Here is a 25976-nt window from a genome sequence, read left to right on the forward strand (position 1 = left end):
GTGCGAGCAGTACTCCAAGCCAGACCCAGACGAAACAAAAGCACGGCCCCTTAGGAACCGCGCTCAGAGTGCCGAAAAGTCCCCAGGACTTTTCGGCACTTTTATTTTTATGTGCGACTCTCCCCCCGAACCGCTTTCCTCTTCTTTAGGCCTCTCAACCATCGAGAGTTATCGAGACTATCGCTCAGACCCGCAAGTTTGCCGGCACCGCCCGCTGCATTCAGAGTGTAGAACCCCTTCGGGGAGCGTGCCTTTTTCTTCGGACATCGGGCACAGCCCCCCGCCGCACCTTACACCCAGGCGCTGAAGCTCAGCGTCTGCTCTTCCCTCACAACCTTATTCATCAGCTCGCTAAGCTTCTCTTGGGTATCCGGAGGGAGCTTGTAGTGACCCTCCTGTCCGGACAGCGTGAAGAGCCCGGCCCCCTGCTCCAGCCAGAACGACAAGGTATAATACGACCCACCGGCCACTCTAACCGTCGCTACGTACTCCGGCGGACGAAGATCCGGTTGTCCGGCTTCGTACACCGCCGTCCGGAGAAGTGCCATCCACCGGTCAATTGAGGGTGCTTCCATGATAACGGGATGCCCGCCGCTGCGCTTCTCCAGGCTCACCGATACCACATCCGTTCTCTGCCACACGTTCCATGCCGCCCCCGGCTCGCTTTGGTTCTGGCACCCAAGCAGCCCCGCATACAGCACGAGCAGCAGACCGTATACCCCATAGTTCCGCATCCGATCTTCACCCCTTCCCCTATATGACCTTCTCTCCTTCCAAAATGTTGCAGTTCCTCACCCAAAACGATAAAAAAAAGGCATCCGATATCCGGATGCCACACAATTGCCGGTCTGCTTGCCCGTTGCCCGTATTCCTCGAATCAGCTCATGCCCACCTTCTTCAGAGCAGGCGGTATACCTTAGCTTCATAGGGGCGCAGCGGCACCCTGCCCAGGTACACCCGTTCCCCGGCGGCCTCGCTGTAATTCCCGATGAGGAGCTCGCCCTGGGTGGCCCCCAGTTCGGGATGCAGCTCGAACTCCACCCGCCCCTCGGAGAAGTTCAGCAGGAGCAGCCAGCGCTCCTCGCCCAGCTTCCTCAGATAAGCCCATTGGAACGGCGTCAGCGCGTTATCGCGCCTCTTGGCGTGAATAGCCTGCAGCAGCTCCGCAGGATCTGCTCCCTGGGCCGAGCGCTCCCGGTACATATTCAGCGTTTCGATATCCCGGTACTCGCCGTCGACCCGTAGCGGACATTCGTCATCACCACAGCGCCAGCAGGGTGAAACCAGACAGCGAGGAAGCAGGGGCAGTAAAGCAGGAGCAGGAGAGACCCCATCGGGTCGCCGTTCGGCTGGCGGCCGCCATTCGGAGCGGGCGCCAACACGTAGAAGTGAGGAGCGGATTTGAAACTTTTCCCCGGCTTCATCGGTCTATGTTCATAAACAGCCGGAAGGAGCTATCCTCTTCATGACCTCATCTTACCGACGATGCGTATGCCTTGCAGCCCTGCTGCTCCTCCTGTACAGCATGTCCGGATGCGCCGGACCGGAGGTTCCCGCACCACCGGCCGCACCGGAACCGGTCTTGACCGTGACGCAGATCGCAGATCTCTACGCAGTCTCGACATCAGCTTCTCGGTGGATGAATCGCTCGCCAGCGCTTCAACCGCTATCGCTCTCAAGCTTCGGCTCAGAGACGAGCTGACGCGGCCCGACGAATCGGGATGAGCCTAAGGAGCTATACGCATCTCCTCATGCCGTCCTTTCCGGCTCCCGTACTGGAGCCGGAAAGGAACACAAACAGCCACCCGGCAGCCGCAGCCGCCCGGGTGGTTGTTCATCATCCGATCCCTATCCGTCAATCGTAGTCCTTATGTACCCATTCGTCTTCGGGGATCGGCAGCTCCTCGCCGGAGAAGCGCTGCTCGCGGAACGGATCGGCCGTATTGTGGAATCCGTTGCGTTCCCAGAAGCCGGTCCGGTCTTCTTCCATGAATTCGATGCCGCGGATCCACTTCGCGCTCTTCCAGAAGTACAGGTGCGGCACGACCAGCCGCAGCGGCCAGCCGTGCTTCGGCGTGAGCGGCTCCCCGTTATAGGAATGAGCCAGCAGGGCATCTCCCATCAGATCCGGCAGAGGCACGTTCGTATCGTAATCGGGATCGGCATGGATCATCACGTAAGGAGCAGCTGGCGTGATATCGAGCGCCACGAGCAAATCCCGGAACCGGACGCCCGTCCACTCGGTATCCGCCTTGGACCACCGGGTCACGCAGTGAATATCGCAGCGGAGCGTCGTCTGCGGCAGCTTCATCAGCTCCGCGTAAGAGATCGTCCGCTCCTCCTGCCCGCCGCCGAAGATCCGGAGGCTCCATCCGGACATTTCATACTGGGGCACCTCTCCCTCATGCAGGATAGGGAACCGCTCGGTCCACACCTGCCCGGGAGGCAGCCGATGGGCCAGCTCCGGCTTCGAAGAGGCAGCCGGATGCGCCTTCACCGCTTTCAGCCTGTCCGCTTTGCCATGCATGAATATAACCCTCCTCTGCTGTGCATCGTGCTGCTAATCTCTCGGATACTCCACTTTCATGATATCCATGAACGGCACTTTCGTCGTCCCGCCCTGCCCCTCCAGATGAACGAGCTTCGTCCTGGAGTCCATATTCACGATCCGACCGCGCACCTGCTCCGCCCATCCCCAGACCGTGAGCACAATTTCGGAATCTTCATTCTTCGCTTCCACGAGCTGGTTCCCGAGCTCCTCCAGTTCGAATTCGTCCCGCGTCGGACGCTTGGCCACCTTTGCTTTTGCCATGTTTACTCCTCCCTGCCTTACCACAATCTATCTTTAGTCGGCGTTACCTATCCTATCATTATAGCACAAAAGGGAGCATGAAGGACCGATAGGACCCCGTCTGATCCCGCTGCCCCCTTCCGCTGCGTCCCCTACTTCTTCTCTACGCCGGCCGGCCCGTTCCCGGACGCGATGAGGCCTTCTTGGCCGTAGGTATAGACCGCTCTTTCCTCCACGGGTCGATCCTCCAGCAGATGCTCCCGTACGATGACCTTGGCCGATTCCGGGGTCACTCCCCTGTACCAGACTCCTTCGGGGTATACGATCACCACGCAGGCATCTTCGCAGCGTCCGTTGCACCTCGTCCGCGTCGTATGGATGCGGCGGTCAGCCCCATTCTCCCGGATCTCCGCCCGCAGAGCCTGGGTTACCGCCTCGGCGTCCCCTCGCATACAGCTGCCTCCGTTGCAGATCAGCACATGATGCTTCGTATCCGTCAAATTCCATGTCGCCACAGCGCACCTCCTCCTTCCATCCAGGGCAGGTCCCCAGGGCCTCCCTGTGCTCCACTCTATGAATCTATGTCCATGTGCCGCCAAAAAAGGCGTCCTCTCCCTCGCCATTCAACCGACAAAGGAAAAGACGCCCGCAGCTTCAGCGGAATAACGGCTAACTCTACGAATCGAATCTACTCTATGATACCGGATGGGCCCCTGCTTCGGCAACTATTGGCCCGCGCGCCGTCCGATCACACCGATGCCCACTAGCAGCAGGACCCCGAGGGTGGCCAGAACGGCGAAGAACAGGTATACCGCATGAACCGAGAAAGCTAGGAGAAGCAGCCCCCCCGCGAAGTTGCACAGGGCATTCCCCACCCCGCCGCCCATCATCGAGTACAGTGAAATCGCGGTCACGCGCACTTCCTGCGGGGAAGCGGCCACGATATACCGTATCGTTAAGGGCAGGAGAAGGCCAACGGAGAAGCCCTGCATGAGCAGAGTGAGGTACAGCAGGGCCTGAGGCAGGTCAAAGAGGTACATGTACCATCTTACCGCCGTGAACAGCCCCGCGGCCGTCAATAGAGGCAGCAGGCCCAGCCGTGCGGCGAACCGCTCGGCGACCTGCATGAACGGGATCTCGCTTCCCGCCGCGATCAGCATGAGCAGGCCCACTCCCGCTGCGCTTCCCCCAAGACCTGCCGCATACGTGCCGAAGTAGGTATTGTTCGCGAAGACGGGGCCCATGATGAAGAGCGCCGCGAGCAGGAACATCCACACTCTGGGGATCCGCAGCAGCTGCAGGACGGCCGTGACCGTGGACGGCTGCCCCTTCCGGTCCCGTCGATCTCCGAGTGTACCGGGAAGGAACGCGACGAAGAGCAGGCACCCGGCGCTTGCCGCAGCAAAACACCAGATGGACACCGGCATGCCGAATACATCCGCAAGCTTGCCCGTCAGGAAGACGGAAGCCGAGAAGCCGATCGCGCCCCAGAGCCCGAACGAACCGTAAGACCGCCCCGTCCGCAGCGAGTAGGTCATCGTCAAGCTGTCGGCAATCGGCATGACCGCGCACTGGAACGTAGAGACGCCGATGAGGGCCAGCACCATCGCGCCATATGAATCCGCGACCGTCAGCGCCAGCCCGCTCCCCATCGTACAGAAGGTTGCCGCCGCCAGGATCGGTTTGGCCTGCCGGGTCGCATCGCACAGCAGCCCCCACAAGGGCTGTATGAGGATGATCATCAGCGGCTGCACGGCCAAGAGGATGCCGGTCTGCAGACCGCTCAGGGCAGTTCGCTCCTGCAGGTAGGGAATCAGGTAAGGGAAGAGGGCGCCGTATGAAGCGAAATAGCAGAAGTAGAAAGCTTTGAGCGCCGCCGCGTGCATTCCGCCTTCTGCCCGGACGCCTCCGGCAGCGGCTCGGATCTGCGTCATGAGTCGGCCCCTGCTGCGCTCTCCCACAGCGACCGCCGGATGAACGCACGGGTTCTCTCCGTCACCGTCACCCGGTGGCGTCCGGACTTCAGAATGCCCTGCTCTTTCCACTCCTTCATGATCCGGTTGACGCTGCGGCTCGTTACCCGCAGCTGCCTTGCCGTCTCCTCGGAGGAGAAGGGAAGCTCCTGTGTAGGCTGGCCCGCAAAGTCCAGCGGGGACAGCCGCTCGTCCCAATATTTTAGCAGCCGCTGCTTCAGCGGAACGAGGGCATGCTCCGCCGAGCTGACCGATGACTGGTACAGCTTGTCGGCCAGCTGCATATTCAGCATGCGGGAGTAGACGAGATCGGACTCGAGCCGGCGGCGGAACTTCTCCACCGGGGTCGCCAGTACCGTAGTCGGCACGACCGCAACGGCCTGGCAGACGACCGGCTTCTCCAGCAGCAGCTCGAGGTCGCCGATCATATGCCCGCTCGCCATCCTCGCGAGCACGACGCCTTCTCCGGCCGGCACATGGTGCTCAGCCTGCACTATCCCTTCTACTACAATCTGCAGCAGGGTAAGCGGCTCCTCCTGCCCGCACAGCTTCTCGCCGGGACGGTATACCAGCACCTGCCATTCGTTCAGCGCTTCCTCGGCCACGCCGGCGAACAGCTCGGCAATCTGCTTGTATGTTGAAAGAATTCGGGTAATCTCCATACATTCCACCTGTCTGTTCTCTGATACCCCCATTAAACCGGATTCTTCCCCCGATGAAAAGGACATATGTCCCGAACGGCACCGCAAACCGGGTGTGCCACCAGCCGCTGCAGTCCTGGAAGGACGCCGAACACGGCGATCTTACTCGCGCCGCTCTTCCCGCACCGGCTTCACTGCCGGGGGAACCCTCCCTACCTCCACCTTGATGTACTCGGCATGAAACCGGCCGCTGTAGCCGAATAACGGCCCGAAGGCGGGATTGGCAACATGCACATCGATCCGAAAAAGTCCCTCCCGTTCGTCGAACCATTCGCATACGTCGGCATACCCCGAGAAGCGCATCGGAAACCGGAACCCGATCCAGCCCTCATAGAAGTATTGATTGCCCGATCTCAGCCGGATCCCGCCGTGATCCGCCACCTCCATGTCGATCTCTACGGCCAAATGCTGGTGCGTGCCCAAATAGTCGACGATCTTGCCGCGCTGCTCGCTGTACACCATCGTCGCGTCAAAACGGCGCTCCCGATCCGGAAACTGGAACGTACGAACCCACGTTACCGTCTCCCTTCCGTATCGGTCCACATAGGCATAATTCTCGATGGTGAACGGCACGTTCTCCCCTTGCTGGGGAAACATAATGTTGCGCCACGCCCCAAGGGAGAGGAATGGCTTCGTGAACGCTTTGCCGTGCCATACCCGGTCCATCGTTCCCCGGCCGATCGAAGCGATGCCGTCCTCGGAGCCGAACCCGAACCGTCGGCGGATCTCGGGATGAAGCCGGCCGAAGTCGCTTCCAAGCACTCTCTCGTAGATGGAGCTCATAGCTCTTCCTCCTTCCCTATGGGCTTGCGCCTGCACCGCCCGGCTTCCGGCAGGTCCCGCAGCTGCAGTATCCCAGCCACGGCTATCCCCATCATCGACAGGTTCAGCGTGACGGGATTGAACGGCTCGGCATACGTGCCGGCGTCCCCTGCGGCCGCGCTCAACCCAAGCAGCACGAGCAGGATCAAGTTGAGGCCGTAGACCCACCGTCCGTACTTGATGCCGGCTGCCGCTATCCCGAGACCGAAAGCTATCTCGGCAGCGCCCAGCAGGCGGATGACGGCTTCTTCGCTGCCGGCGAACCAGCCGGTGCCCCGCAGAATCTCCAGCTCCCCGGCATCCGGATAGAGCAGCTTCGGCACCAAGCCTTGGTACATCCAATCCAGCGCAAGTACCGTCAGGCACAAGCCGTGCGTAAGCATTCGGGTCACGGACAGACGGGGAGGAATGCCCTTCTCCAGCCACAGCCTCAGACAGTCGAAGCTCCAGGCGGTGGCCCAGCCCATCAGAGGCCGGAAGACCAGGGCGTCCGCCGCCGTTCCCCACCTGCCGAAGCGCGTCCGATAATCATATCGCGTCAGGAACCGCACCCGCTCCCCGTCCGGCTCATACCGCCAGAACCCTGCTCCTTCCCGGATCAAAGAGATCGGCTGGTCCGACGAGAAGGCCAGCACCGAGGTTCTCACGCCGTTCTTCTCTGTTGTCCCTGCTGTCTCTCCCTCCCCGGCAATCGAGAGCCCGAACCCGATCCGGGTGCGGTACAGGAAGCGCTGGGGATCGGACTCGTCCTTCTTCGGCAGGTAACGGATCTCCGAGAACCGAAGATCCCACTGCTCGTGAAGCTCCGGGGTCTGTGTATGCTTCCACAGTGCCTGCATCGCTGTATCTATCGTCAGTTCCACGTAGATCGGTTTTCTTCTCACAGCTTCGGTCCTCCCTGAGGCGAAGACGGACTGAAAGGAATGTCTGCCTCTCATAAACTTTACCATAGGGGGGATCACCATGCGAAATCCGGCGAAAAAGCAGGAAGTGTCTCCTCCGTTATCACCGCTGCTGCAGTGCTTCCCCCCTAAGACTTTACGCGCATGCCTGCTCTATGAAATGGCTGCAAACCTAGCACACCCCAGGTGCTGCTTTCTCATAGAATAGGATAGGAGGTGAAGACGGACCATCGTAAGAGCCGTCCTGTCGGGCAGTGAAGAAGGCAATGTCGCCATCACATATACTTTTGCTGTGATTAGCGGCCGTCTCGCGATCATCGCACGGACCCGCCGGTTGTCCGATTACCGGTACCAGCCGTGCCCTTAAATGCAGCAGCTGCGTCCTGAATGTCACGGAGCACACACAAGTGTAGAGCCATCATAGAGCCCGTCAGAGACCTTCTCGGGAAGGTTCCTGGCGGGCTAGGCTGTTTTCCCTGCAGTCCATGCTTAGTCTGCTCTTTGTCCAGCACCGTCCCCCTAACTGTGCAGACCACACGCTCCTCCACATAACGAAATCCGCCCGGCCCTCCGGAGAAGGCAAAAAAATCGGCCATCCCTCTTGACCCTCACATCAATGTCATGGTTTATACTGGGAGTACATCAGGTGAAAGGAGGCGGTGAATCCATTGCGGATCGGTGAGCTTGCGAAAGCCACGGGAGCCAGCATCCGTTCGCTGCGCTACTATGAAGAGCAAGGCTTGATTCAATCTGTCCGGTCGGCGAACGGCTACCGGGAATATACCCCTTTTGCGGCGGATCAGGTGCGGAGCATCCAGTTCTACCTGAGCCTCGGTCTGACCACGGAACAGATCGCCGGATTCCTTCAATGCGTCATGAAGAACAAAGAAGCCTTCTGCCGCGAAGTGCTCCCGGTGTACGAGAAGAAACTTGCGGAGATGAACGAGCAGATCGAGCTCCTGACACGCATCCGCTCGAATCTCATCGAACGGATCGATGCCATCCATGCGGAACAACAAACTCACTCGGGAGGAATACAGGTATGAAACCGGAAAATGTGAACGATACGAACCTGAAGGCCGGGCTGGAAGCCCACCCGCTTACGCTTGTTGATTTTGGAGCGCCGTGGTGCGCCCCCTGCCGGACGCTGCTGCCAATGCTCGATGAGCTGGGGGAGGCGTACGGGGAGAACCTGTCGATCCTGAAGCTGAACTGCGACGATTCCCCCGAGTCGGCCGCCGCTTACGGGGTCATGTCCATGCCGACGGTAATTCTCTTCAAGAATGGGGAGCCGATGGAGAAACTGGTCGGACTCCGTTCCCCGGAGGGCTACCGGAACATGATCGATAAGTATTTGGCTCCGGCTGCTGGCAGTGGCTCCGCCAGCGAATAAGGATGCTCAATAATTATGCTCAATAAGGACACTCAAGAGCCGCCCCCTGTCCCCTTCCTATCTCATTCGGCGTAGCCCATCACCACCGGACACCCTCCGGTGGTTTTTGTTATAGTCCGCCCCTTAAATCTGGCAGCCCGCTTGCTGTCCCGCATTCGCTCGCTTCGGGAGATACGGCCTACATTCCCTGCTTGGATGTGGCCGCCGAGCGGCTTATAATGGGATCCATAGCACTTCGTTTCATGCCTCCTACACTATCCCTATTTCCAAGGAGAATCCCCCAATGGCCACACTGACCTTTTTTGTAGGCCCTGCTGCCGCAGGCAAGACAACCCTCGCCAAGAGGCTCGCCGCGAAGCGCCGCTCCGCCTTCTTCGACATGGACACGCTGCTGCGTCCGGCCGCCGAGAAGATTATGGAGCTCTCCGGCCTCGACCCGGCCGACCGCGACTCCGCGGAATACAAAGTCCGTTGCCGCGATCTGGGCTACCGCATCACGATGGATGCGGCGCTGGAGAATATAGCTCTCGGTATCGATGCGGTGGTCGTGGGTCCGTTCACCCAAGAGACCGAAGATCCCGGGTGGATCGGGAAGGAGCTGGAACGTATCGGCGCTTCGCTGTCTGCCGTAGAGGTGAGAGCGGTATACGTCTATCTCCCGGCCGAAGAAGACTATGCCGAGCGGCTCCGCGGCCGGGGTTCCCCGCTCGACGAGTGGAAGCTGGAGCATTGGGACGACTTCCGCCGCTCCCTCCGCCGCCGCGAGATCCGCTGGGCTATCCCGGCCTCCTCCGTGCTCCGCTTCGACAACTCGGCGCCGCTTACCGACGGACGGCTCGCCGAATTGGAGCACTTCGTCTATGGCAGGCCCTCCGGCGGAGAGCTTGAGCGCCATCCCTGATCTTCATTTCGGATGGGGACACCGGAGCTGTCTCCGGCATGAATCACCGGCCCCGCCGGCATGACGTGAACAAGCGCACAAGCACGGATATCCCCACCGATGATACACGGGATTTGGTCTTGAGTTCACACGTTCTGCTATACACAAAAAGCCGGGAACCCTCCCGACTTTTTGTGCTCGCACGCTCTTACGCCTCTGCCGTCTCGGCCTCAGACTCCTCCGGAACGGACGGACCCGCTTTGCGGATCTCGACCCGGCGGATACGGTAGCTGTCTTTCTTGAGCACCACGAACTCGAGATCGTCCCGGACCCATGGCGCGTTCACTTTGATCTCGGAGTTGGCCGCGAAGAGCCAGCCCCCGATCGTATCCACATCGTCGTTGTCCAGGTGGCTGCCGAGCAGGTCGTTCACCTCGGTCAGCGAGATTTTGCCGTCGAAGATATAATGGCGGTCTCCCAGCTTCTCGATCTCCTTGGCTTCATCCGCATCGAATTCGTCGCGGATCTCGCCGACGATCTCTTCCAGAATATCCTCCATCGTGAGGAGCCCCGACGTCCCCCCGTATTCATCCACGAGCAGCGCAATATGCACCCGTTCCTTTTGCATCCGCGTCAGCAGCTTGTTGACCGGCATATATTCGGGAACCGTCAATACCGGATGAACCAGCGAGGAGAAGTCGAACGTATCCGGGTTGTTGTCGTACTTCAGAAAAAACTGTTTCGTATTGATCATCCCAATGATGTTATCCTTGCTCTCCTGGGCTACGGGAAACCGCGTGTACTGCTCGCGGCGGATGATTTCGAGATTCTCTTGAAGCGTGCTGTTCGTATATAAGCAGACCATATCCGTGCGGGGCACCATAATTTCCTTGGCCAGCATCTCGTCGAAGGCGAATATACGGTTGACGTAGCCGTACTCGGTCTGGTTAATCTTGCCGCTCTGGAAGCTTTCGGAGACGATGATCTGTATCTCTTCCTCGGAGTGCGCTTCCTCATGCTCTGTGGCCGGCTTCAGGCCGAACATCCGGACGAGGCTGTTCGCGGATCCGTTGAGCAGCCAGATGAACGGATACATGACTTTGTAGAACAGCATAATCGGCGGCGCCAGCATCAGCGAGATCTCTTCCGCTTTGTGGATCGCGAACGTCTTTGGAGCCAGTTCCCCGAATACCACGTGAATATAGGTCATTAAGACAAAGGCGGTGAGGAAGGAGATCGGTGTAGCCAGTTCATCGGATAGTTCAAGCCAGGCAAACAACGGATGAAGCAGGGCTTCCACCGTGGGCTCCCCCAGCCACCCGAGTCCGAGCGCCGTGATGGTGATCCCGAGCTGGCAGGCGGATAGATATCCGTCCAGATTGCGCTGGACCTTTTGCACCGCGGCCGCATTTTTCCGTCCTTCCAGGATCAGCTGGTCCACCCGGGAGCTGCGGAGGCGGATAATCGCGAATTCCGTAGCGACGAAAAAGGCTGTGAACAAAATGAGAAGGGCTACAAGAAACAAATTTAAGGCCATATCAACCTTCCTTAAAACATATTTTTAAGAGTCTCATTCAAAGAGTTCTTATGAACTTATTATATCTTAGTTCCGGCCATTCCTCAAAAGACCATTTAGGGCGCTGGCTCCCCCTGTAGAGGCGATGCGGTGTAGCTTGGCGGCTAAAGTGCCCCCGCGCGCCCGCTCCCTCACTTTGACAAAGGAATGCTAACGTTTTATGATGGGTTCAAATGAACTCGTCGTCCCTCCCTATAAACTGTGAAAAGAGGAGATGGTATGGAGACATTCACGCTGACCCGAAAAGAAATGGCGGTTATTCTCCTCTCGCTGAAAGGAAGATCCGGCGCGGTGAGGCCGCTTACGGTGCTGCAGGAAGCCTGGAAGAAGAACCATAGGACCGAAGTGCAGCACGGCGCATCGCTCTCCGCTTTTTTGTCCACACAACTGACGCCGGTGCTCGAGAAGATGATCAGGACCGAACGGGTGGAAGGCTTCTCCCTGCAGGAAATCGTCTCGCTCGGCAGCGGCATCGAGTATACGCATATGTCCATTACGTCCATGCAGAACTGGGTGAAACGTGATTTTAAAGATTTCTTAGGATCGCCCAAAGTTGGCAAAAAATATTCGATCGACCAGGCGGCGATGCTGTTCATTATCGACGACCTGAAGCACTGCCTCGACTTCGAGTCCATCCGCAAGCTCTTCGAGATTATCTTCCAAAAGCCCGAAGATGAGGAGGACGATCTGCTCCGTCCCGTTGACCTCTATGAGGCGTATTCCCGCTTGTTCGAGGAGCTTGACGCCAACAACGACCAGCTCATGGATGTGCAGGGACATGTGGCCGGCAAGCGGAATCACGATTCTTTAACGGAGCTGACGATCCGCCAAAAAGCGGACCAATATGCCTGCGCTATGGAACACCTGGGCCCGCAGCAGAGGGAAGCCGTGCGCAATATGCTGTTCATCGCGATGATCTCGGTGCAGACCGCTTACTTCCATTCGATGGCCCGGCGCTATCTCCACGCCACCCTGTTCTTAAACAACTTGACTTGAAGGGGTGCCGGTCTTACTCCGCATCCCCTCGGGCAGCACAAAAGATCGCCCTCCAGGATTGGACAGGCGATCTTTTGTGCTGTTGTCCGGCGGCGCGCGAAGCCCTGCCGGTGGCGCCTGGGTTACTTCAACTTGACGTACTGCTCGCCAATCTCCTGTATCACGGCATCCCCGCCTTCTTTCTTCCACTTGTCAATGGCGGACTGGAAGCCCTTCTCGTCTATTTTGCCCATGATATATTGATAGGTAGCATCTGTGATGATCTGTCCCAGAGGAACGCCATTCTTATCCCTGGTCGGCGAATTGAACGAAGCGGTCGGATCCGTAATCAGGATCTTGCTGTTATCTTCCATGCTGTCGTCCGTCTTCTGCTGAAGCGGCTTGTCGACGTAGGCCTTCAGCCCGGCTACCGTCTCCGGCCCCCCGATCCGCAAGCTGAGCAGCGGCCGTACCTCCCGGTCGTTCACGGCAACCTTGGCCGGATCGGAAGGGATCTTCGCTCTGCCGTCCGCAAGCTCGTAATGCGTGCCTTCGATCCCGTAGTTGACAAGATTAACATGGCGTAGAGATCGTCCAGCGTCTTCCCTTCTTGATTCTTATCCTCTTGGCTGCGCCTTGGACTGAGGCCCGAGGGAGCCATAACGCCAACTGCCCCCCTCCATTCCGGAGGCGGGCTCTGTGACATCTATCCATGATCCAGGTAAGAGTGCCAGCGTGCATCCTAACTGCCGCCAGTCCTAATTGCCTACGAATGAAATGTTCTTCGCGTAATAGATCTCATCCATCTCGGTCTTGAGACGGTCGGTGATCTGCTCCTGCTCATGCCTCGGCAGTTTGTCTTTGGTATAGCCGAAGAGATAATTATCGAGATCGAATTCCTTCAGCTTGCACTTCGTATGGAATATATTCTCCTGGTATACGTTCACATCGATCATATCATACATATCCTTGATCTCTTCAGGGATATAATTCTGGATCGAACTGATCTCATGGTCGATGAACAGCTTGTGCCCATGGATGTCCCTCGTGAATCCGCGCACCCGGTAATCCATCGCCATGATGTCCGTGTCGAAGGAATGGATGAGATAATTCAGCGTCTTCAGCGGGGAGATCTCTCCGCAGGTCGATACATCGATATCCGCCCGGAAGGTGCTGATGCCCTCGTCCGGATGATATTCCGGGTACGTATGCACGGTAATGTGGCTTTTGTCGAGCTGCATGACTACGGTCGAGGGCAGCGGTCCGGGCGACTCCTCGAACGACTCCGTCGGCACCTCCACCACCGGTCCTTCCGACACGAGCACCGTGACGCTCGCCCCTTGGGGCACGTAGTCCTGCTTCGCTATGTTGAGTACATGCGCACCGATGATATCCGACACGTTCTTCAGTATTTTAGTCAGCCGGTCGGCATTGTACTGTTCGTCGATATATTCAATGTAGGCTTCGCGTTCTTCCTTTGTCTTCGTGTAGCAGATATCGTACATATTGAAGCTGAGCGATTTCGTGAGATTATTGAAGCCATGCAGTGTGACGCGCTGTTCCGGTGTCAGTTTCATAAGCGATGTCTCCTTCTGGTAACAATGTTTGGGACCGCCCTACTTCCCCTGCGGCCTTCGTTCTCCCGTATGGCACAGCGGCATACATACTATGTTTACCCAATCTACCCGATAAAAAACACCCCCTGCCGATCCGGGGCCGCGATCACCTGCTATATCCGGCCGCAGGCCCTTCCCCTGTTCCCGTCCCGTCCCCTCCCCTTCTCTGCAGCCATTCAAAAAGGCCCGCTTCCGAAGAAGCGGACCGGGCCAAGCGGGTTATACCGACACTTCCCGCGCAGCAGCCGCGGCGGCCGGACGGTACAACAGGCCGAGCAGCGCGAAGAGGACGAACGCGCCGCCGAGCCAATAGAACATGCTGTGGAGGGAACCGTACTGCATGCTGAAGCCTCCGATCCCCGGACCGAGGATGCTGCCGACGCTGAACAGCACCGAGGCAATGACATTGGTCCGCGGCAGCACGGCTCCCGGCACCACATCGGCCGCATAAGCCAGCCCCAGGGTATAGAAAGAGCCGACCATCCCTCCAGCAATGCCGAAGAGGAGCAGCAGCGCATAAGGGCTGCCATCCGCGAAGAACGGAACGGCCAGGAAAGCCGCACCGCCGATCAGGCCGGCGCCCATCAGCACGCGTCGGCGTCCCCACCGGTCGCTCCAGATGCCGAGCGGCAGCTGAAGGACCAGCGAACCGACGCCGACCGCAGGCAGCAGCAGCGAGATCCAGGCATCGCTGAAGCCCGCCCGGAGGCCGTACACCGGGAAGTTGCTGTTCATCGACGACTCCATGTAGCCGTAGAGGAACGAGGTCAGCAGCGCGAACCAGGCGAGCCGGAATACCGCCGGGTAGCTCACTTTGAGGCGCGAGCCTTCTCTCCCCCTCTCCGGATGGCCGTTCCGCAGCTTCAGCACGAGCAGGAGCGAGACGGCCGACAAGAGGGCCGCCGCAAGGAACGGCACGCTTTCGCCGAAGGCCAGCAGGTTGATGCCGAGCGGACCGATCGAGAAGCCGGCGCCATACGCCATGCCGTACAGTGAGATATAGCGCCCGCGGCGGTCCGGCGGCGAGGAGGCGACGATCCACAGCTGGGTGGCATAATGCAGCCCGCTGTCCCCCACGCCAACGGCTATGCGCAGCAGCAGCCATACCCAGTAATGAGGGAAAACAGGGAACAAGATGAGGGCTATACATACGATCACCATCCCGCCGAGGATCACGGGTTTGTAGCCATACCGCCGGACGGGCTTCTCGATCCAGAACATCGTCGCGAAGATACCGATATATAGGGCTGCGGCATTCAGACCGTTCACTCCCGAGGACACGCCGGTCTGCTCGAGCAGCATCGTCAGAAGCGGCAGCAGCATCCCTTGGTTCATGCCCGCTGCGATCACCACGGTGATCAACACGAGATAATGCCGAAGAGGAATCGAAGCATCGGGCGCAGGTTGACGGATTGGATTCAATGCTCATTCTCCTTTGCAGAACAAGATAAGGCACGCCTGCTTATTGTATCTGATCCTTGGTCAAAAATGAACCCCGCAACAACCCTTTTACAATAAGAAAAAACCGGATCCTCTTACTCCTCAAAAGGAATAAGATGGAATCCGGTTTAGTGCAGATCTTAAAAAGGGATCGAATTATGGCACTTGAATGGAAAGCATGGCAGATTCGATCTGCCCCTTCAACGCTTCGGTATACACGGCTGTTGGCTGGACCGAATGGAGGATATACGAAGTGCCGTTCTTCTCGAAGGCGCAAAGAACCGTTATCGCATTCCCGGCTTCGTATACGTTCCAGGACGCATCCACCCCGGCGACCGTCACGGTCTTGCTCTCGATCTCCTTGAAGTCGCTCCCTTCCTGCTCCTTGAGCTTCTCTTTCAGCTTGGCTACCAACACTTTAGAGGGGACCTCAGCATCTTCAGCGGAAAGAACAATGAATACGCCGTATCCCGTATCAAAGGCAAGCGTTTGCTGTTCAACATCCGTATTCTGCTTCCAATGGGAAGGAACTTTCACATTGTAGCCGTACGTTTTGTTCTTGACTACGCTTGTCTGTGTCTGTTCACTGTCCGCACCATCTTTGAGTGTGCCGATAGAGGAAGAGGGACGGCTGATCTTCAGGGAGTTCAGCGTATCTTTGATCAGCATTTCAGAAACTTCGCTTTCCTTTTCGAACTGAAAGTGAATCTGATATTTGTAATCGCCTTTGATCACGAAGACATCCTCGGCAACCTTCCAGTTTTTCTTGTCAAATGTAGCCTTAGACCGGATGGCTGCGGCCGGCATGTTGTCGAGGGTAAGGCTCTGCAGGGGTTCCGTTTTGCGGTATTCACTGACGAACTGTCCTTCGTACTTCTTCAGCATCCGGTCCGTCCAAGTCTGAAGCGTTTCGGACTCCGATTTGGATGAGATCGTTACAATAATGCTTTTATTCTGCTTCGGGTCAAGAAATCCGATGTTGTTGTACGGATCTTTCATCATCTGCCAATCGGCCGGAAGCTTGAGTGCGTATCCATAGGTTTCATCTGTATACGTACGATACCCCGCTTTCACCGTGGACAGATCCTTGAGGGAGGCGTCTTTGGCATCGAAAGTCATCTTGAAGCTGTCGAGCAGGTCTTTGTATGCATTATATTTGAGCGGGTTCTTATAATTCTCTTCCTTGTTGACGAAAAGACTTACGATATAAAGCCGGTCCCCGCTCTGATAGGCGCGGAGCTCGTAGATCTTCCCATCTTTTTGGCTCACGATAAGCGCATAGGAGCGTGCACCGTCTTGGACGAAGGTTTTCTTCAGAACCTTGCCCTCCGCATCGTCTGACAGACGGCTGAGCAGCGCATCCTCGGACATATTCTCGGTTACGTCGAGCTCCGCCTCAACGGCAAGGTAGAACTCGCCGTTCGCGTCTTCGAAGCCGGTCGCATCCTCCTGAAAGCTTTGGTACTCCTTAATAAGACCTGTGGGGTATTTCATCGACCAACCGAAGTAACTGTTGCCGATCTGTGTCTTTCCGAGATCCGTATCAATGCCGCTGCCGTCAAGCGTCGCGGCAGCCGTTCCCTTAATCGTAATGGTCCGGGTTGCCTCGTCGAAAGCGACCTGCGCCCCGAATTTCTCGGCAATAAATCGCAGCGGCACCATGGTCGTGCCGTTCTGCAGCTCCGGTGCTGCTTCCAGCTGCTCGGGGAGTCCGTTCACGGTTGCTGTCGTACTGTCGATCTGCAGTGACAAGGAAGTGTCACCGCTCCTCAGTCCCACAGTCCGCGTCTCGGAATCCCACCGGAGCACCGCTCCGAACGCCGTAGTGATCACACGCAGGGGAACCAGCGTCGCTCCGTTTGAGACATAGGGCTTTTCTACGGTCAGCGTTTCGTTATTCACTTTCAAGACGTTCTGTCCGAGCGTAAGCTCGATCTGAACGCTTTGGCCGGACTCCGTAGTCTGGGCCCAGGCGCCTGCAGGCTGGATCGCGTACCACAGCATCAGCGTTCCAAGTCCTGCTTTCCAAATCCTCTTCATGATGTCACTCTCCGTTAGTTAGGGTTGGCTTCGACTAATGTAATTTCTTTCTGAACGAGGTCTCCCCCGGATTGAAGCGTGAGCGTGATCTGATCCCCAGGCGAATACTGCTTCAGGTACTCGTTGAGATCAACGATGCTCTTCACATTCTTGTCGCCGATCGAGTAGAGCACGTCTCCCTCCTTGATCCCGGCTGCCGCAGCAGACGTTCCCGGGTGAATGCGGGCAACGCGGAGCGGATCGTCGGAAGGAAGGCCGACAATCGCCGCCCAGCTCTCTTCGACATCCAGCCCCAGACCCGGATGCTTCACCCGGCCGTAACTCAAGAAATGATGCAGCACATACTGCACGGTGTCGGACGGAATCGCAAATCCCAGGCCGTCAATGCCGGCTGCCGACAGCTTAAGCGAATTGATGCCGACAATCTCGCCCTTCATGTTCACCAAAGCCCCGCCGCTGTTGCCCGGGTTAATCGCGGCATCCGTCTGGATCAGCCTGTACGTGCTGTGCAGCGATCGGTCCATCCCGCTGACGACACCTACCGATACGGAGTTGCGCAGGGCGAACGAGATGGGCGTGCCGATCGCCACGACCGTCTCCCCTACTTGAAGCTCGCTGCTCTTAGCGAAGACCGCGGTCTGCAGGCCAGCTGCCTCAATTTTGACCAAAGCCAAGTCGCTTTCTTCGTCCATGTGTGTCGTTATCCCCGTATATTGCCTGCCATCCGCCGTCACGACGATAAGCTGGCTCATATCTTTGACCACATGGGCATTCGTGATGATGAGTCCATCCGACTGCACGATTATCCCGGTGCCGTGGGCGAGATTGTAGCGGTTGTCCGCCGATGAGCTGCTTCCAAGGGGCTTGCCGATAATGCCCACCGTTACCGGAGACACCTTCTTCACCACCTCCGGAACCGCCGAGGCCGCTGTGTAGACGTAGGTGTTCGTCTCCGCCCGGTAAGCTCCTTCGCCGCCCAGCGTGTGCAATACATCCGACTCTTTAACGTACGTCTCGCCGTTCACCTGGGTGGTTGCCCACGCAACTGGCTGAGGTTCACCGGCCTGTGCCAGAGCGCTGCCGGGTCCAAGTAACATCGACAAAGCAGCCACACTGCCTATCTTTTTCATCCATATGGAGCTCAATCTGACTCTCCCTTTCTATCTAAGTCCTACGAAGGAATTGATTCTTTAGAACCAGACAATATCTAGTTCTTTGGTCGTATGTATATGAATATAAGCGATAAAGGCTCATCTGTCGACGGTTTGGCCCCCTAATGCGGACAAGCAGTTATTGGAAAAACAATCAATGGTTACCGTCTCGGGAGGAATCGATCGTACCTGCCTGCATTGTGAAAATTTGCCCCCCGGTTGGACGATATTATCCGTTTTCATCTTCAGCGGTGTGCCTGATAATGAAGTCCAATAAGCTGGAGGCACACAGGCAAGAGCCTGCCAGGTGCGAGGTGAACCGGGGACCAAGAAGCGACCTGCCGTCTGACCCGACAGCACGATCCGCCGGATGGATTCACTGGAGTTCGACATAGAACAGAGGAGTGTGACTTGTAGTTATGAACAGAAAACCGTGGACTTTTGTGCTCTCCGCCTCGCTTATGGTATCGCTCTTCCCCTCCGCCGCCTTCGGGGCTGCCTCTTGGGCACCGGATACATCCTACCAGACGGGCGACGAGGCGGATTACAACGGTTCGACCTACGAAATTATTCAGCCCCATACCTCCCAGAAGGGATGGGAGCCGTCCAAGGTGCCAGCCTTATGGAAGAAGGCCCCGGACCGGGGCAATAATGATAACTATAAAATTGTAACCTACTATACGTCTTGGTCCGTGTACGGGCGTAACTTCAAAGTGGCGGACATCGATGCGAGCAAAATTACGCACATCAACTATGCGTTCGCCGACATCTGCTGGAACGGGCAGCACGGGAATCTCGACCCGACCGCCCCCAACCCGCAGTCTTATGCCTGCGCCGACGAAACCGGGACTATCGATGTGCCGAACGGCACGATCGTACAGGGCGATCCTTGGGCGGACACCGGCATGGCATATCCGGGCGATACAGGGGACGAGCCGGTCAAGGGAAGCTTCAAGCAGCTTATCAAGCTGAAGGAAGCGAACCCGCATCTGCAGACGATCATCTCCGTCGGCGGATGGTCTTGGTCGAACCGCTTCTCCGAGGTGGCCGCAGACCCGGCAGCTCGGGCAGCCTTCGCCAAGTCAGCGGTTGATTTTCTGCGCAAATACCAATTCGACGGCGTCGATCTCGACTGGGAGTATCCGGGAGGCGGGGGTCTTGCGGGCAACGCGTCAAGCCCGGCCGACAAGCAGAATTATACGCTGCTGCTGCGGACCATCCGCGCGGAGCTCGACAAAGCCGGCAAAGCCGACGGCAAGCGCTATCTCCTGACGATCGTCTCCGGCGCGAACCCTACGTTCGTTACGAATACGGAGCTGGACAAAATATCCAAAACGGTCGATTGGATCAATATCATGACCTATGATTTTCATGGCAGCGGAGAAAAAAGAGCCGGCCAGAATGCCCCTCTGTACTATGATCGGGCGGATAACGGCGCGAACCCGCGCAACTTCAATGCAGACCAGGCCATCCAGAATCATCTGAAGGCCGGCGTGTCTCCGTCGAAGCTGGTCATGGGGCTGGCTTACTACGGCTTCGGTCTGCAGGGCTGCGGCAGCGAGAACGGCGGCCTGTATCAGTCTTGCACCGGCCCGTCAGGGACAGGCACGTGGGAGCACGGGAGGTACGACTTCTACGACCTCGAAGCCAACTATATCAACAAGAACGGCTACAAGCGGTATTGGAACAACAAGACCAAGACGCCGTACCTCTACAATCCGGACGGCGGAGTCTTCATCTCCTACGACGACGAGCAGTCCATTAAGGAGAAAGTGAAATATATCAAGAAAAACCGGCTTGCCGGCGCGATGTCCTGGGAAGTCACCCAGGACCGCAGCAAGACGCTTCAAACGGCTGTAAGAAACGGCCTTCGTCATTAAATCCGCAGGCACTCTTACCTTATAGGAACATTGCATTTCGTCCTCTTCCCAAGCAACCCGGCCCCCATCCTTCACGGTGGGGGCTTTGTCGTTCAGGGAACCTTTACTCTGCTGCGAAATGCCTGCAGGGCTAACCCGATTCCCGAAGAGGGCAGCACCACAACCCGGGGAAGGAGCCTTGCTCCTTCTTCCGGGTTGTGGTGTGTGCCCACGGCAAGCTGCCGGGCATATGATGGAACCCCTCATGATGCGGGCGCCGGCCTCGGGACGGCTGAGGGCTCTCCGCCGGCCTTACACGCCGATAACCGTCAACTCTTTGGGGAAGGTCGTGAGCACCTCCGCCCCATCCGGGGTCACCACCACGTTGTCTTCGATGCGGACGCCGCCGAAGCCTGGGATATAGATGCCGGGCTCCGCCGTGAAGAGCATGCCTTCCTTCAACACATCCTCGTTGCCTCCGTGAATCGAAGGATACTCGTGAATCTCGAGGCCGAAGCCGTGTCCGGCCCGGGTAATGAAGAACTCGCCGTAGCCTCTGCCCTCGATCGTGCTGCGGGCGGCACGGTCGAGGCTGCCGAACGAGACGCCCGGGCGGGCGGCGGCGATCATGGCCAGGTTGGCCTGCAGCACGGCATCGTATACGGCCCGCACTTCGTCCCCGACCTCGCCTACTGCGAATGTCCGGGTGAGATCCGAGGCGTACCCGTCCACGAACACACCGGCATCAAGCAGCAGGAGGTGTCCTTCCCGGATCGGATCCGATGAGGAGACGCCATGCGGGAGACCGGATTTTGCACCTGAGAGCACCATCGTCTCGAAGGAAGGCCCCTCGGAGCCGAGGCGCCGCATCTGGTACTCCATCTCGGCGACGAGCTCCACTTCGGTCATCCCCGGCTTCACCTGCGCAGCCGCGCTGCGGAATACCTCTTCGATGCAATGGATGGCCCGCCGGACCACGGCGATTTCCGCCGCATCCTTGATGACCCGCATGGCGGCCAGCTCACCCTCCAGGTTGTAGGCTTCCCCGGCAGAGGTGCAGGCCATCAGCGCACGGTAGCTTTTGACGTTCAAATGGTCTTCCTGCACGCCGATCCTCGCCAGCTGCCGTCCGCCCAGGAGCTCCGAGAGTTTGGCATACGGATTCTCCGCGTCGAGATGCGACGCAATCTTCGTCACCGAAGAGGACTGTACCGCCTTCTCTTCATCCAGCGCAGGCACATACAGGATCGGCTCCTCCCCTCTCGGGCACACCAGCGCGAGGAACCGCTCGTGGGGATTCGTATAGAAGCCCGTGAAGTAATACACGCTCTTCGGATGGGTAATGATTATCGCATCCAGCCGCTCCCCTTCGAGCAGCTCGTACAGCTTCGTGATCCGTTCTTTCATTTGGGCAGTCCGCCTTTCTTGTTCCATGATCTTCATATGTAAGTATAACTGGATCTTCGCTCTCTATTGTACTATGCCGAGCCTTCTGCGTTAAACTCCGGCAGGCGGATCTCCCTATTCCGGCGGCCGATCTGCCGCCAGGATGTAGATGCCCGGGAGGCGGTCTTCGGTTCCGGATGGCGCTTCTTCAGGGAATACCCAGCGCTGTGCACTGCCCCGTTCTTCCTGCAGAGACCGGATCATCAGGCCCGCTTCGGCGACAGCCGTCACGATCTCTCCCATCGTCCAGCCCCTCGTATACACGGTGCTAAGGCCGGCGCGTTCCTCCGCTGTGAGGAACACCGCATACGGAACCACCCCCGGCTCCAGGCTCTCGTCAAAATAATTCCCGTCAGCGGTCACCTGTCCGCCCTTCCAGCGCAGCAGTTTGCGGGCGACAGGGTGATAATCGCGAAGGACCATGCGTCCTCCGGGCCGCAGCATGCCGGCCACCCGGCCGAAGAATGCCCGCAGATCCTGCAGCCAATGGAGAATCCCTAGCTCCATCAGCACCAGATCGAAGCCTTCCATCGGCTCTTCCGCCGGAATCGCCATAACGTCGGAGACGATATACCGGAGTCGTACGCCTGCTGCAGCCGCCAGCTCGCCCGCATACCTTGCATTCTCCGGCGAGAGATCGACCACGGTCACCTCGGCCCCCAGCAGGGCGAGCGCTACAGCGGCTTTGCCATTCGAGCCCAGCAGATTGGCCGCACGCTTGCCGCGAAGGTCACCCAGCAGCGTTCCGAACGGGGCAAGCTTCTTACCGGGATCTCTGCGCAGCTGCTCTGCGAGCTCCTCCGGCCTCCCCTTGCCGCGGATCCAGGCTTCGTAAGCGTGCCGGCTCCAGCCCGCCCGATTAGAGTCTGTCACCTTGTCCATCTTCCATCCCCCTCTCACCGAAGAACTCACTCTTTTCCATGGACATGCTGTACTCTCCGGCTCATAACTGTAAAGGATATCCAATGCGCTGTCAACGCCACCGCCTTAGAGCAGGAGGATGAACCAGCTTCCCTGTCCGCTTCTCGTACGGGATGAGCCCATACCCAAAAGCCGGAATCGCTTCCGGCTTCAGGACACGCAGTATTCTTCGTGAGAATCAAGCTTGTGAGATATGGCGGGCACCGGGTCAGCGGGAAGCCAGCCTCCTGGCCATGCCCAGCAGCAGGATCTGGTCCTCCTCCGCCAGCTGAAGCGCGAGCTCGCGCAGCTCATCGGCCCTGCCGGACCGTACTGCCGCTTCGGGTGCCGGCCCCGATGTTACCGGAGCGCCGGCCGTCCCTTTGCCGGACTCGGGATTTTGCCTTGCTTCGGCGGCTACCGCCTCCTGAGGTAACGGCTCCGCAGGCACAACTGCGTCGGTCTTCGGTGCCGATCCATGGATGGAACTGACGACCTGTGAGCCTTCGCCCGGATAATAAGTCACGTACTGCACGTCCGGCTCTTCTTCGGCCTGGAAGTCGTCCAGCGTTGACAGCCGGATGCCCTCCGACTGCTTCGTATCCTCATTGTACAGCACGAAGGAGATGTCTCCGTCCTCCAGCATATCGAACTTCATGATCCGGCCCCACAGCTTGACCGGCGTTTTTTGGCCTTTGGGGAGAAAGCTGGCATAGATCAGCGTGCCGTTCTCCAGCCAATAATGAAATTTACGATTCATATCCGACATACATAGTGTCCTCCCGAATTCCCGCGTACGCAGCTTCCTCGCTGGGATGAATGGATGATAAGCCCTAGGGTACATATCGTCAGAACGGGGCCTACTTGTTAATTTATCCCTTAGGGTATCCCAATTCCGGGTATTTTACTTGCCGGCTGCGGCCGGCCCGGGGCCGAGATCGAGGTCGACGACGGCCAGACGCATCTCCTCCAGCATGTCGGAGGTTCTCCACTCGCTCCCATAACCGAAGCAGGCGCAGATCAGCTCGGTCTGGTGATAACGGTGACGCCTCCGGTAATGGACATGCCCGCACACCGCATACCGGATTGAATCGGAGTACCTGGCGATCAGCTCCGCATACGCCTCGCTTCCCAGGAAGGCGTTGAAGTACCGCCAGGTTTCATTCGGCAGGGGAACCGTGAAGTGCCGGTGCGGCACCACGTGGGTGACCAGCACAATGTTCCGCTCCCGGTGGGCTTCGAGCTGGGCCTCCAGCTTACTGAGAAAATACCGGTGCACCTCGGGTGCCGGACGATCCCACGGAGCAAATTCCCTGTCGCTCCAGACGCGGCCGTCCCGCTCCATCCGCCCGAATGCCTCTTCTGTGAACGCCCTGTCGCCGAATGAAAAATCGTACCATCCCAAGTCCCCGATCACGACCCACTCCCGGTTCACTTGGTACGGCGCCCTGCCCAGATTGCGCGGGTACTCGAGCAGCCGCCGGTAAATCTCCCACGTGCCGAGCTCCGGCTCCTTAGCGTTCCACACGTCATGATTGCCCGGAACCATCAGGCAGGGGATGCCCGTCCGGCGCTCGATTTCTTCCAGCGCCTCCAGGGTGCTGCGGTAATGACTCGACAGGTCCCCGGCGATCAGGAGCAGCTCCGATCCCCGTTCGTTCACGACGGTACAAAGCGCATCGATTACGCTCATCGGCGCTTTCTGCCGGTAGGTGTCGATATGCAGATCCGAGATTATGCTGATCTTCATGGCTCGCTCCTTTCATCCCTATTCGTAGAGCGCATAGGGTCAACCTGCTTTTTTATGATGACAAAGGAGGGCAAGGTTCGGTACAATAAAGATTCGCTTATACATAAAGAGCCGCAAGTAAACCATTCTGGTCAAAGGTGGGATCTTTCGTGCGCCCGATCCTCATCGGCATATGCGCCGCTTTTTTCTTCGCCTTCACCTTCGTGCTGAACCGCTCCATCTCGCTATCGGGCGGCTCGTGGATGTGGAATGCCTCCCTGCGGTATTTCTTCATGGTTCCCCTGCTGATCCTCCTGGTCGGACGGCATCGCCTGCCGCCGCTGTGGGCGGAGATCCGCAGGAATCCAGGCGCTTGGCTGCTCTGGAGCTGCGTCGGCTTCGGCCTGTCTACGCGCCGCTATGTCTGGCCTCGGACTACAGCCCGGGGTGGCTGATCGCCGGAACGTGGCAGATTACGATCATCTCCGGTTCGCTGCTCGCTCCGCTCTTCAAGCAGAACAAGGACGGGCGGCTCGTCCGGGGAACCGTCCCTTGGCGCGGGATGGGCTTCTCGCTCATGATTCTGCTGGGCATCCTGCTCATCCAAGCCGAGCACTTCACCTGGAACGATCCATCCGCGCTGCTGCTGGGCCTCCTCCCGGTCCTGCTCGCCTCCTTCGCCTATCCGCTCGGCAACCGCAAGATGATGGATCTCTGCAGCGGACGGCTCAGCGCCACCCAGCGGCTCCTCGGCATGACGCTGCTTAGTATGCCGTTCTGGCTCCTGCTCGCCGTCTTCGGCTGGATCGAATCGGGCGTGCCGAGCTCTGGTCTCGTCTTCCAGTCGGCGCTCGTCGCTATTCTGTCAGGCATCATCGCGACGGCGCTGTTCTTCCGGGCCACGGACGCGGTGCACGGCGACATGCAGAAGCTCGGCGCGGTCGAAGCGACCCAATCGCTCGAAGTGCTCTTCGCGGTCATCGGCGAAGTCCTGATTCTGTCGGCACCCCTGCCCGCCGTGTGGGGCTGGCTCGGGATGGCGCTGATCTGCCTCGGCATGGCCGCCCAGAGCGCCTGGTCCGTGCGGGCCTCGCGCCGGACCGAGCACTTATCCGCTCCCTCATCCGGGTGAGCTGTTCCGCAGCCGGCGGCCCGTCGCCCCAAGGCAGCCTCCCCGGCTGCCGGATCCAAGCCCTGCACGGACCGCTGATGCGGCTCCGGCAGGGCTTAGCGGCGTTCCCCGTTACTCTTCCACCTGAAAGATGGAATCGACGATCACAGGCAGGTTGTCCCGGAGGGAGCTCGCCCCGAAGACCGAGCGCGCATGCGTGCCCTGCTCGCCGAACACCTCCAGCATCAGATCCGAGAAGCCGTTCAGCACTTTGTGGTGCTCTTCGAAGGCGGGATCGGCGTTCACGAACCCCTGCACTTTCACGACCCGCTTCACGCGGTCCAGCGAGCCCAGTGCCGACTGCAGCACGGCAAGCACTTCGACGCCTGTGCTCCGGGCATAAGCATATCCTTCTTCCGTTGCGAATTCCGCACCCAGCTTGCCCCTTGGCTTGCCCGCCGGTCCCTTGCCGGACACGAACATCAAGCCATTCACGATGACATAGTTCGCGTACTTGGCTGCGGGCTCCGAAGCTTGCGGCAGCGCAATGCCCAAGGCTTCCAGCCGCGCTTGCACCGATTCCGGCTCACCTTCATTCGTACGGGACAGCGATTGCGGTCCGGATAATGATTCAGGCGTTGGATTCATAGGGATGACTCCTTCTCTCCGTC

Annotated in this window: 26 protein-coding genes and 1 pseudogene; 7 read left to right on the forward strand and 20 right to left on the reverse strand. The window is 58.6% G+C overall.

Going from position 1 to position 25976, the window contains the following annotated elements:
- Window positions 1–290: 290 nt before the first annotated feature.
- Both O9H32_RS21090 and O9H32_RS21095 read right to left on the reverse strand, forming a co-directional pair.
- Window positions 291–734 (reverse strand): hypothetical protein, encoded by a 444-nt coding sequence (locus tag O9H32_RS21090; RefSeq protein WP_269868105.1) that lies wholly within the window; start codon window positions 732–734, stop codon window positions 291–293.
- A gap of 163 nt (window positions 735–897) precedes the next feature.
- Window positions 898–1203, reverse strand: coding sequence for an alpha-glucosidase C-terminal domain-containing protein (locus O9H32_RS21095; protein ID WP_406627358.1), 306 nt, complete (start codon window positions 1201–1203; stop codon window positions 898–900).
- A gap of 282 nt (window positions 1204–1485) precedes the next feature.
- Between O9H32_RS21095 and O9H32_RS21100 the strand changes: the two genes are divergently transcribed.
- Window positions 1486–1725, forward strand: a complete 240-nt coding sequence (locus O9H32_RS21100) for a hypothetical protein (protein ID WP_269868106.1) — start codon at window positions 1486–1488, stop codon at window positions 1723–1725.
- 130 nt (window positions 1726–1855) lie between these two features.
- Here the strand turns inward: O9H32_RS21100 and O9H32_RS21105 are convergent, their stop codons facing one another.
- From O9H32_RS21105 to O9H32_RS21135, 7 genes are all read right to left on the reverse strand, one after another.
- Window positions 1856–2527 (reverse strand): sulfite oxidase-like oxidoreductase, encoded by a 672-nt coding sequence (locus O9H32_RS21105; RefSeq protein ID WP_269868107.1) that lies wholly within the window; start codon window positions 2525–2527, stop codon window positions 1856–1858.
- Between the two features lie 33 nt (window positions 2528–2560).
- Window positions 2561–2812, reverse strand: a complete 252-nt coding sequence (locus O9H32_RS21110) for a YolD-like family protein (protein ID WP_269868108.1) — start codon at window positions 2810–2812, stop codon at window positions 2561–2563.
- 131 nt (window positions 2813–2943) lie between these two features.
- Window positions 2944–3306, reverse strand: coding sequence for a (2Fe-2S) ferredoxin domain-containing protein (locus O9H32_RS21115; protein WP_269868109.1), 363 nt, complete (start codon window positions 3304–3306; stop codon window positions 2944–2946).
- Between the two features lie 210 nt (window positions 3307–3516).
- Window positions 3517–4725 carry an MFS transporter gene (locus O9H32_RS21120; RefSeq protein ID WP_269868110.1) on the reverse strand — a complete coding sequence of 403 codons (1209 nt, stop codon included), beginning with the start codon at window positions 4723–4725 and terminating at the stop codon, window positions 3517–3519.
- Window positions 4722–5426 carry a Crp/Fnr family transcriptional regulator gene (locus tag O9H32_RS21125; protein WP_269868111.1) on the reverse strand — a complete coding sequence of 235 codons (705 nt, stop codon included), beginning with the start codon at window positions 5424–5426 and terminating at the stop codon, window positions 4722–4724. Before O9H32_RS21125 ends, O9H32_RS21120 begins: the two co-directional genes overlap by 4 nt.
- A 141-nt stretch (window positions 5427–5567) precedes the next feature.
- On the reverse strand, window positions 5568–6248 hold the full coding sequence (locus O9H32_RS21130; protein ID WP_269868112.1) for a DUF4166 domain-containing protein: 681 nt from the start codon (window positions 6246–6248) through the stop codon (window positions 5568–5570).
- A complete protein-coding gene (locus tag O9H32_RS21135) occupies window positions 6245–7171 on the reverse strand; it encodes a DoxX-like family protein (protein ID WP_269868113.1) in 927 nt (308 codons plus the stop codon). The genes O9H32_RS21130 and O9H32_RS21135 overlap by 4 nt, the downstream gene beginning before the upstream one ends.
- Before the next feature lie 686 nt (window positions 7172–7857).
- Between O9H32_RS21135 and O9H32_RS21140 the strand changes: the two genes are divergently transcribed.
- From O9H32_RS21140 to O9H32_RS21150, 3 genes are all read left to right on the forward strand, one after another.
- Window positions 7858–8235 (forward strand): MerR family transcriptional regulator, encoded by a 378-nt coding sequence (locus tag O9H32_RS21140; RefSeq protein WP_269868155.1) that lies wholly within the window; start codon window positions 7858–7860, stop codon window positions 8233–8235.
- Complete coding sequence (locus O9H32_RS21145) at window positions 8232–8582, forward strand: thioredoxin family protein (RefSeq protein ID WP_269868114.1); 351 nt, start codon at window positions 8232–8234, stop codon at window positions 8580–8582. The genes O9H32_RS21140 and O9H32_RS21145 overlap by 4 nt, the downstream gene beginning before the upstream one ends.
- Window positions 8583–8865: 283 nt before the next feature.
- Window positions 8866–9483 (forward strand): AAA family ATPase, encoded by a 618-nt coding sequence (locus O9H32_RS21150; RefSeq protein ID WP_269868115.1) that lies wholly within the window; start codon window positions 8866–8868, stop codon window positions 9481–9483.
- 187 nt (window positions 9484–9670) lie between these two features.
- Here the strand turns inward: O9H32_RS21150 and O9H32_RS21155 are convergent, their stop codons facing one another.
- Entirely contained in the window at window positions 9671–10999 is a 1329-nt protein-coding gene (locus tag O9H32_RS21155; RefSeq protein WP_269868116.1) for a hemolysin family protein, read from the reverse strand.
- Window positions 11000–11257: 258 nt separating this feature from the next.
- Here O9H32_RS21155 and O9H32_RS21160 point away from each other — a divergent pair, with 258 nt between their 5' ends.
- On the forward strand, window positions 11258–12034 hold the full coding sequence (locus O9H32_RS21160; RefSeq protein WP_269868117.1) for a DUF1836 domain-containing protein: 777 nt from the start codon (window positions 11258–11260) through the stop codon (window positions 12032–12034).
- A gap of 122 nt (window positions 12035–12156) precedes the next feature.
- Here O9H32_RS21160 and O9H32_RS21165 read toward each other — a convergent pair whose 3' ends face one another.
- The 5 genes from O9H32_RS21165 to O9H32_RS21185 form a co-directional block, all read right to left on the reverse strand.
- Complete coding sequence (locus O9H32_RS21165) at window positions 12157–12501, reverse strand: hypothetical protein (RefSeq protein ID WP_269868118.1); 345 nt, start codon at window positions 12499–12501, stop codon at window positions 12157–12159.
- A 270-nt stretch (window positions 12502–12771) separates the two neighbouring features.
- On the reverse strand, window positions 12772–13590 hold the full coding sequence (speD, locus tag O9H32_RS21170) for an adenosylmethionine decarboxylase (RefSeq protein ID WP_269868119.1): 819 nt from the start codon (window positions 13588–13590) through the stop codon (window positions 12772–12774).
- A 258-nt stretch (window positions 13591–13848) separates the two neighbouring features.
- A complete protein-coding gene (locus O9H32_RS21175) occupies window positions 13849–15051 on the reverse strand; it encodes an MFS transporter (protein ID WP_269868120.1) in 1203 nt (400 codons plus the stop codon).
- A gap of 174 nt (window positions 15052–15225) precedes the next feature.
- A complete protein-coding gene (locus O9H32_RS21180; RefSeq protein ID WP_269868121.1) occupies window positions 15226–17109 on the reverse strand; it encodes a copper amine oxidase N-terminal domain-containing protein in 1884 nt (627 codons plus the stop codon).
- 14 nt (window positions 17110–17123) lie between these two features.
- Entirely contained in the window at window positions 17124–18206 is a 1083-nt protein-coding gene (locus tag O9H32_RS21185; RefSeq protein WP_406627362.1) for a S1C family serine protease, read from the reverse strand.
- A gap of 473 nt (window positions 18207–18679) precedes the next feature.
- On the opposite strand from O9H32_RS21185, the gene O9H32_RS21190 reads away from it, so the two are divergent.
- A complete protein-coding gene (locus O9H32_RS21190; RefSeq protein WP_319946946.1) occupies window positions 18680–20140 on the forward strand; it encodes a glycosyl hydrolase family 18 protein in 1461 nt (486 codons plus the stop codon).
- 291 nt (window positions 20141–20431) lie between these two features.
- Here the strand turns inward: O9H32_RS21190 and O9H32_RS21195 are convergent, their stop codons facing one another.
- The 4 genes from O9H32_RS21195 to O9H32_RS21210 form a co-directional block, all read right to left on the reverse strand.
- Window positions 20432–21526, reverse strand: coding sequence for a M24 family metallopeptidase (locus tag O9H32_RS21195; RefSeq protein ID WP_269868123.1), 1095 nt, complete (start codon window positions 21524–21526; stop codon window positions 20432–20434).
- Window positions 21527–21640: 114 nt separating this feature from the next.
- Window positions 21641–22447, reverse strand: a complete 807-nt coding sequence (locus O9H32_RS21200; RefSeq protein WP_269868124.1) for a class I SAM-dependent methyltransferase — start codon at window positions 22445–22447, stop codon at window positions 21641–21643.
- A gap of 247 nt (window positions 22448–22694) precedes the next feature.
- Window positions 22695–23234 (reverse strand): hypothetical protein, encoded by a 540-nt coding sequence (locus O9H32_RS21205; RefSeq protein WP_269868125.1) that lies wholly within the window; start codon window positions 23232–23234, stop codon window positions 22695–22697.
- 135 nt (window positions 23235–23369) lie between these two features.
- Window positions 23370–24215, reverse strand: a complete 846-nt coding sequence (locus tag O9H32_RS21210; RefSeq protein ID WP_269868126.1) for a metallophosphoesterase — start codon at window positions 24213–24215, stop codon at window positions 23370–23372.
- A gap of 149 nt (window positions 24216–24364) precedes the next feature.
- On the opposite strand from O9H32_RS21210, the pseudogene O9H32_RS21215 reads away from it, so the two are divergent.
- Window positions 24365–25326 (forward strand): annotated as a pseudogene (locus O9H32_RS21215) (DMT family transporter).
- A 111-nt stretch (window positions 25327–25437) separates the two neighbouring features.
- On the opposite strand, the gene O9H32_RS21220 reads toward O9H32_RS21215, so the two are convergent.
- Complete coding sequence (locus tag O9H32_RS21220) at window positions 25438–25953, reverse strand: RidA family protein (RefSeq protein ID WP_269868127.1); 516 nt, start codon at window positions 25951–25953, stop codon at window positions 25438–25440.
- Window positions 25954–25976: the final 23 nt, after the last annotated feature.

Origin of the sequence: Paenibacillus caseinilyticus (assembly GCF_027533645.1) — a bacterium.
Classification (GTDB): Bacteria; Bacillota; Bacilli; order Paenibacillales; family NBRC-103111; genus Paenibacillus_G; species Paenibacillus_G caseinilyticus.

Coding starts and splice junctions, on each gene's coding strand:
- O9H32_RS21090 (WP_269868105.1), bottom strand. CDS start 734: ATGCGGAACTATGGGGTATACGGTCTGCTGCTCGTGCTGTATGCGGGG.
- O9H32_RS21095 (WP_406627358.1), bottom strand. CDS start 1,203: ATGTACCGGGAGCGCTCGGCCCAGGGAGCAGATCCTGCGGAGCTGCTG.
- O9H32_RS21100 (WP_269868106.1), top strand. CDS start 1,486: ATGCGTATGCCTTGCAGCCCTGCTGCTCCTCCTGTACAGCATGTCCGG.
- O9H32_RS21105 (WP_269868107.1), bottom strand. CDS start 2,527: ATGCATGGCAAAGCGGACAGGCTGAAAGCGGTGAAGGCGCATCCGGCT.
- O9H32_RS21110 (WP_269868108.1), bottom strand. CDS start 2,812: ATGGCAAAAGCAAAGGTGGCCAAGCGTCCGACGCGGGACGAATTCGAA.
- O9H32_RS21120 (WP_269868110.1), bottom strand. CDS start 4,725: ATGACGCAGATCCGAGCCGCTGCCGGAGGCGTCCGGGCAGAAGGCGGA.
- O9H32_RS21125 (WP_269868111.1), bottom strand. CDS start 5,426: ATGGAGATTACCCGAATTCTTTCAACATACAAGCAGATTGCCGAGCTG.
- O9H32_RS21130 (WP_269868112.1), bottom strand. CDS start 6,248: ATGAGCTCCATCTACGAGAGAGTGCTTGGAAGCGACTTCGGCCGGCTT.
- O9H32_RS21145 (WP_269868114.1), top strand. CDS start 8,232: ATGAAACCGGAAAATGTGAACGATACGAACCTGAAGGCCGGGCTGGAA.
- O9H32_RS21150 (WP_269868115.1), top strand. CDS start 8,866: ATGGCCACACTGACCTTTTTTGTAGGCCCTGCTGCCGCAGGCAAGACA.
- O9H32_RS21155 (WP_269868116.1), bottom strand. CDS start 10,999: ATGGCCTTAAATTTGTTTCTTGTAGCCCTTCTCATTTTGTTCACAGCC.
- O9H32_RS21160 (WP_269868117.1), top strand. CDS start 11,258: ATGGAGACATTCACGCTGACCCGAAAAGAAATGGCGGTTATTCTCCTC.
- speD (WP_269868119.1), bottom strand. CDS start 13,590: ATGAAACTGACACCGGAACAGCGCGTCACACTGCATGGCTTCAATAAT.
- O9H32_RS21180 (WP_269868121.1), bottom strand. CDS start 17,109: ATGAAGAGGATTTGGAAAGCAGGACTTGGAACGCTGATGCTGTGGTAC.
- O9H32_RS21185 (WP_406627362.1), bottom strand. CDS start 18,206: ATGTTACTTGGACCCGGCAGCGCTCTGGCACAGGCCGGTGAACCTCAG.
- O9H32_RS21190 (WP_319946946.1), top strand. CDS start 18,680: ATGAACAGAAAACCGTGGACTTTTGTGCTCTCCGCCTCGCTTATGGTA.
- O9H32_RS21195 (WP_269868123.1), bottom strand. CDS start 21,526: ATGAAAGAACGGATCACGAAGCTGTACGAGCTGCTCGAAGGGGAGCGG.
- O9H32_RS21200 (WP_269868124.1), bottom strand. CDS start 22,447: ATGGACAAGGTGACAGACTCTAATCGGGCGGGCTGGAGCCGGCACGCT.
- O9H32_RS21205 (WP_269868125.1), bottom strand. CDS start 23,234: ATGTCGGATATGAATCGTAAATTTCATTATTGGCTGGAGAACGGCACG.
- O9H32_RS21210 (WP_269868126.1), bottom strand. CDS start 24,215: ATGAAGATCAGCATAATCTCGGATCTGCATATCGACACCTACCGGCAG.
- O9H32_RS21220 (WP_269868127.1), bottom strand. CDS start 25,953: ATGAATCCAACGCCTGAATCATTATCCGGACCGCAATCGCTGTCCCGT.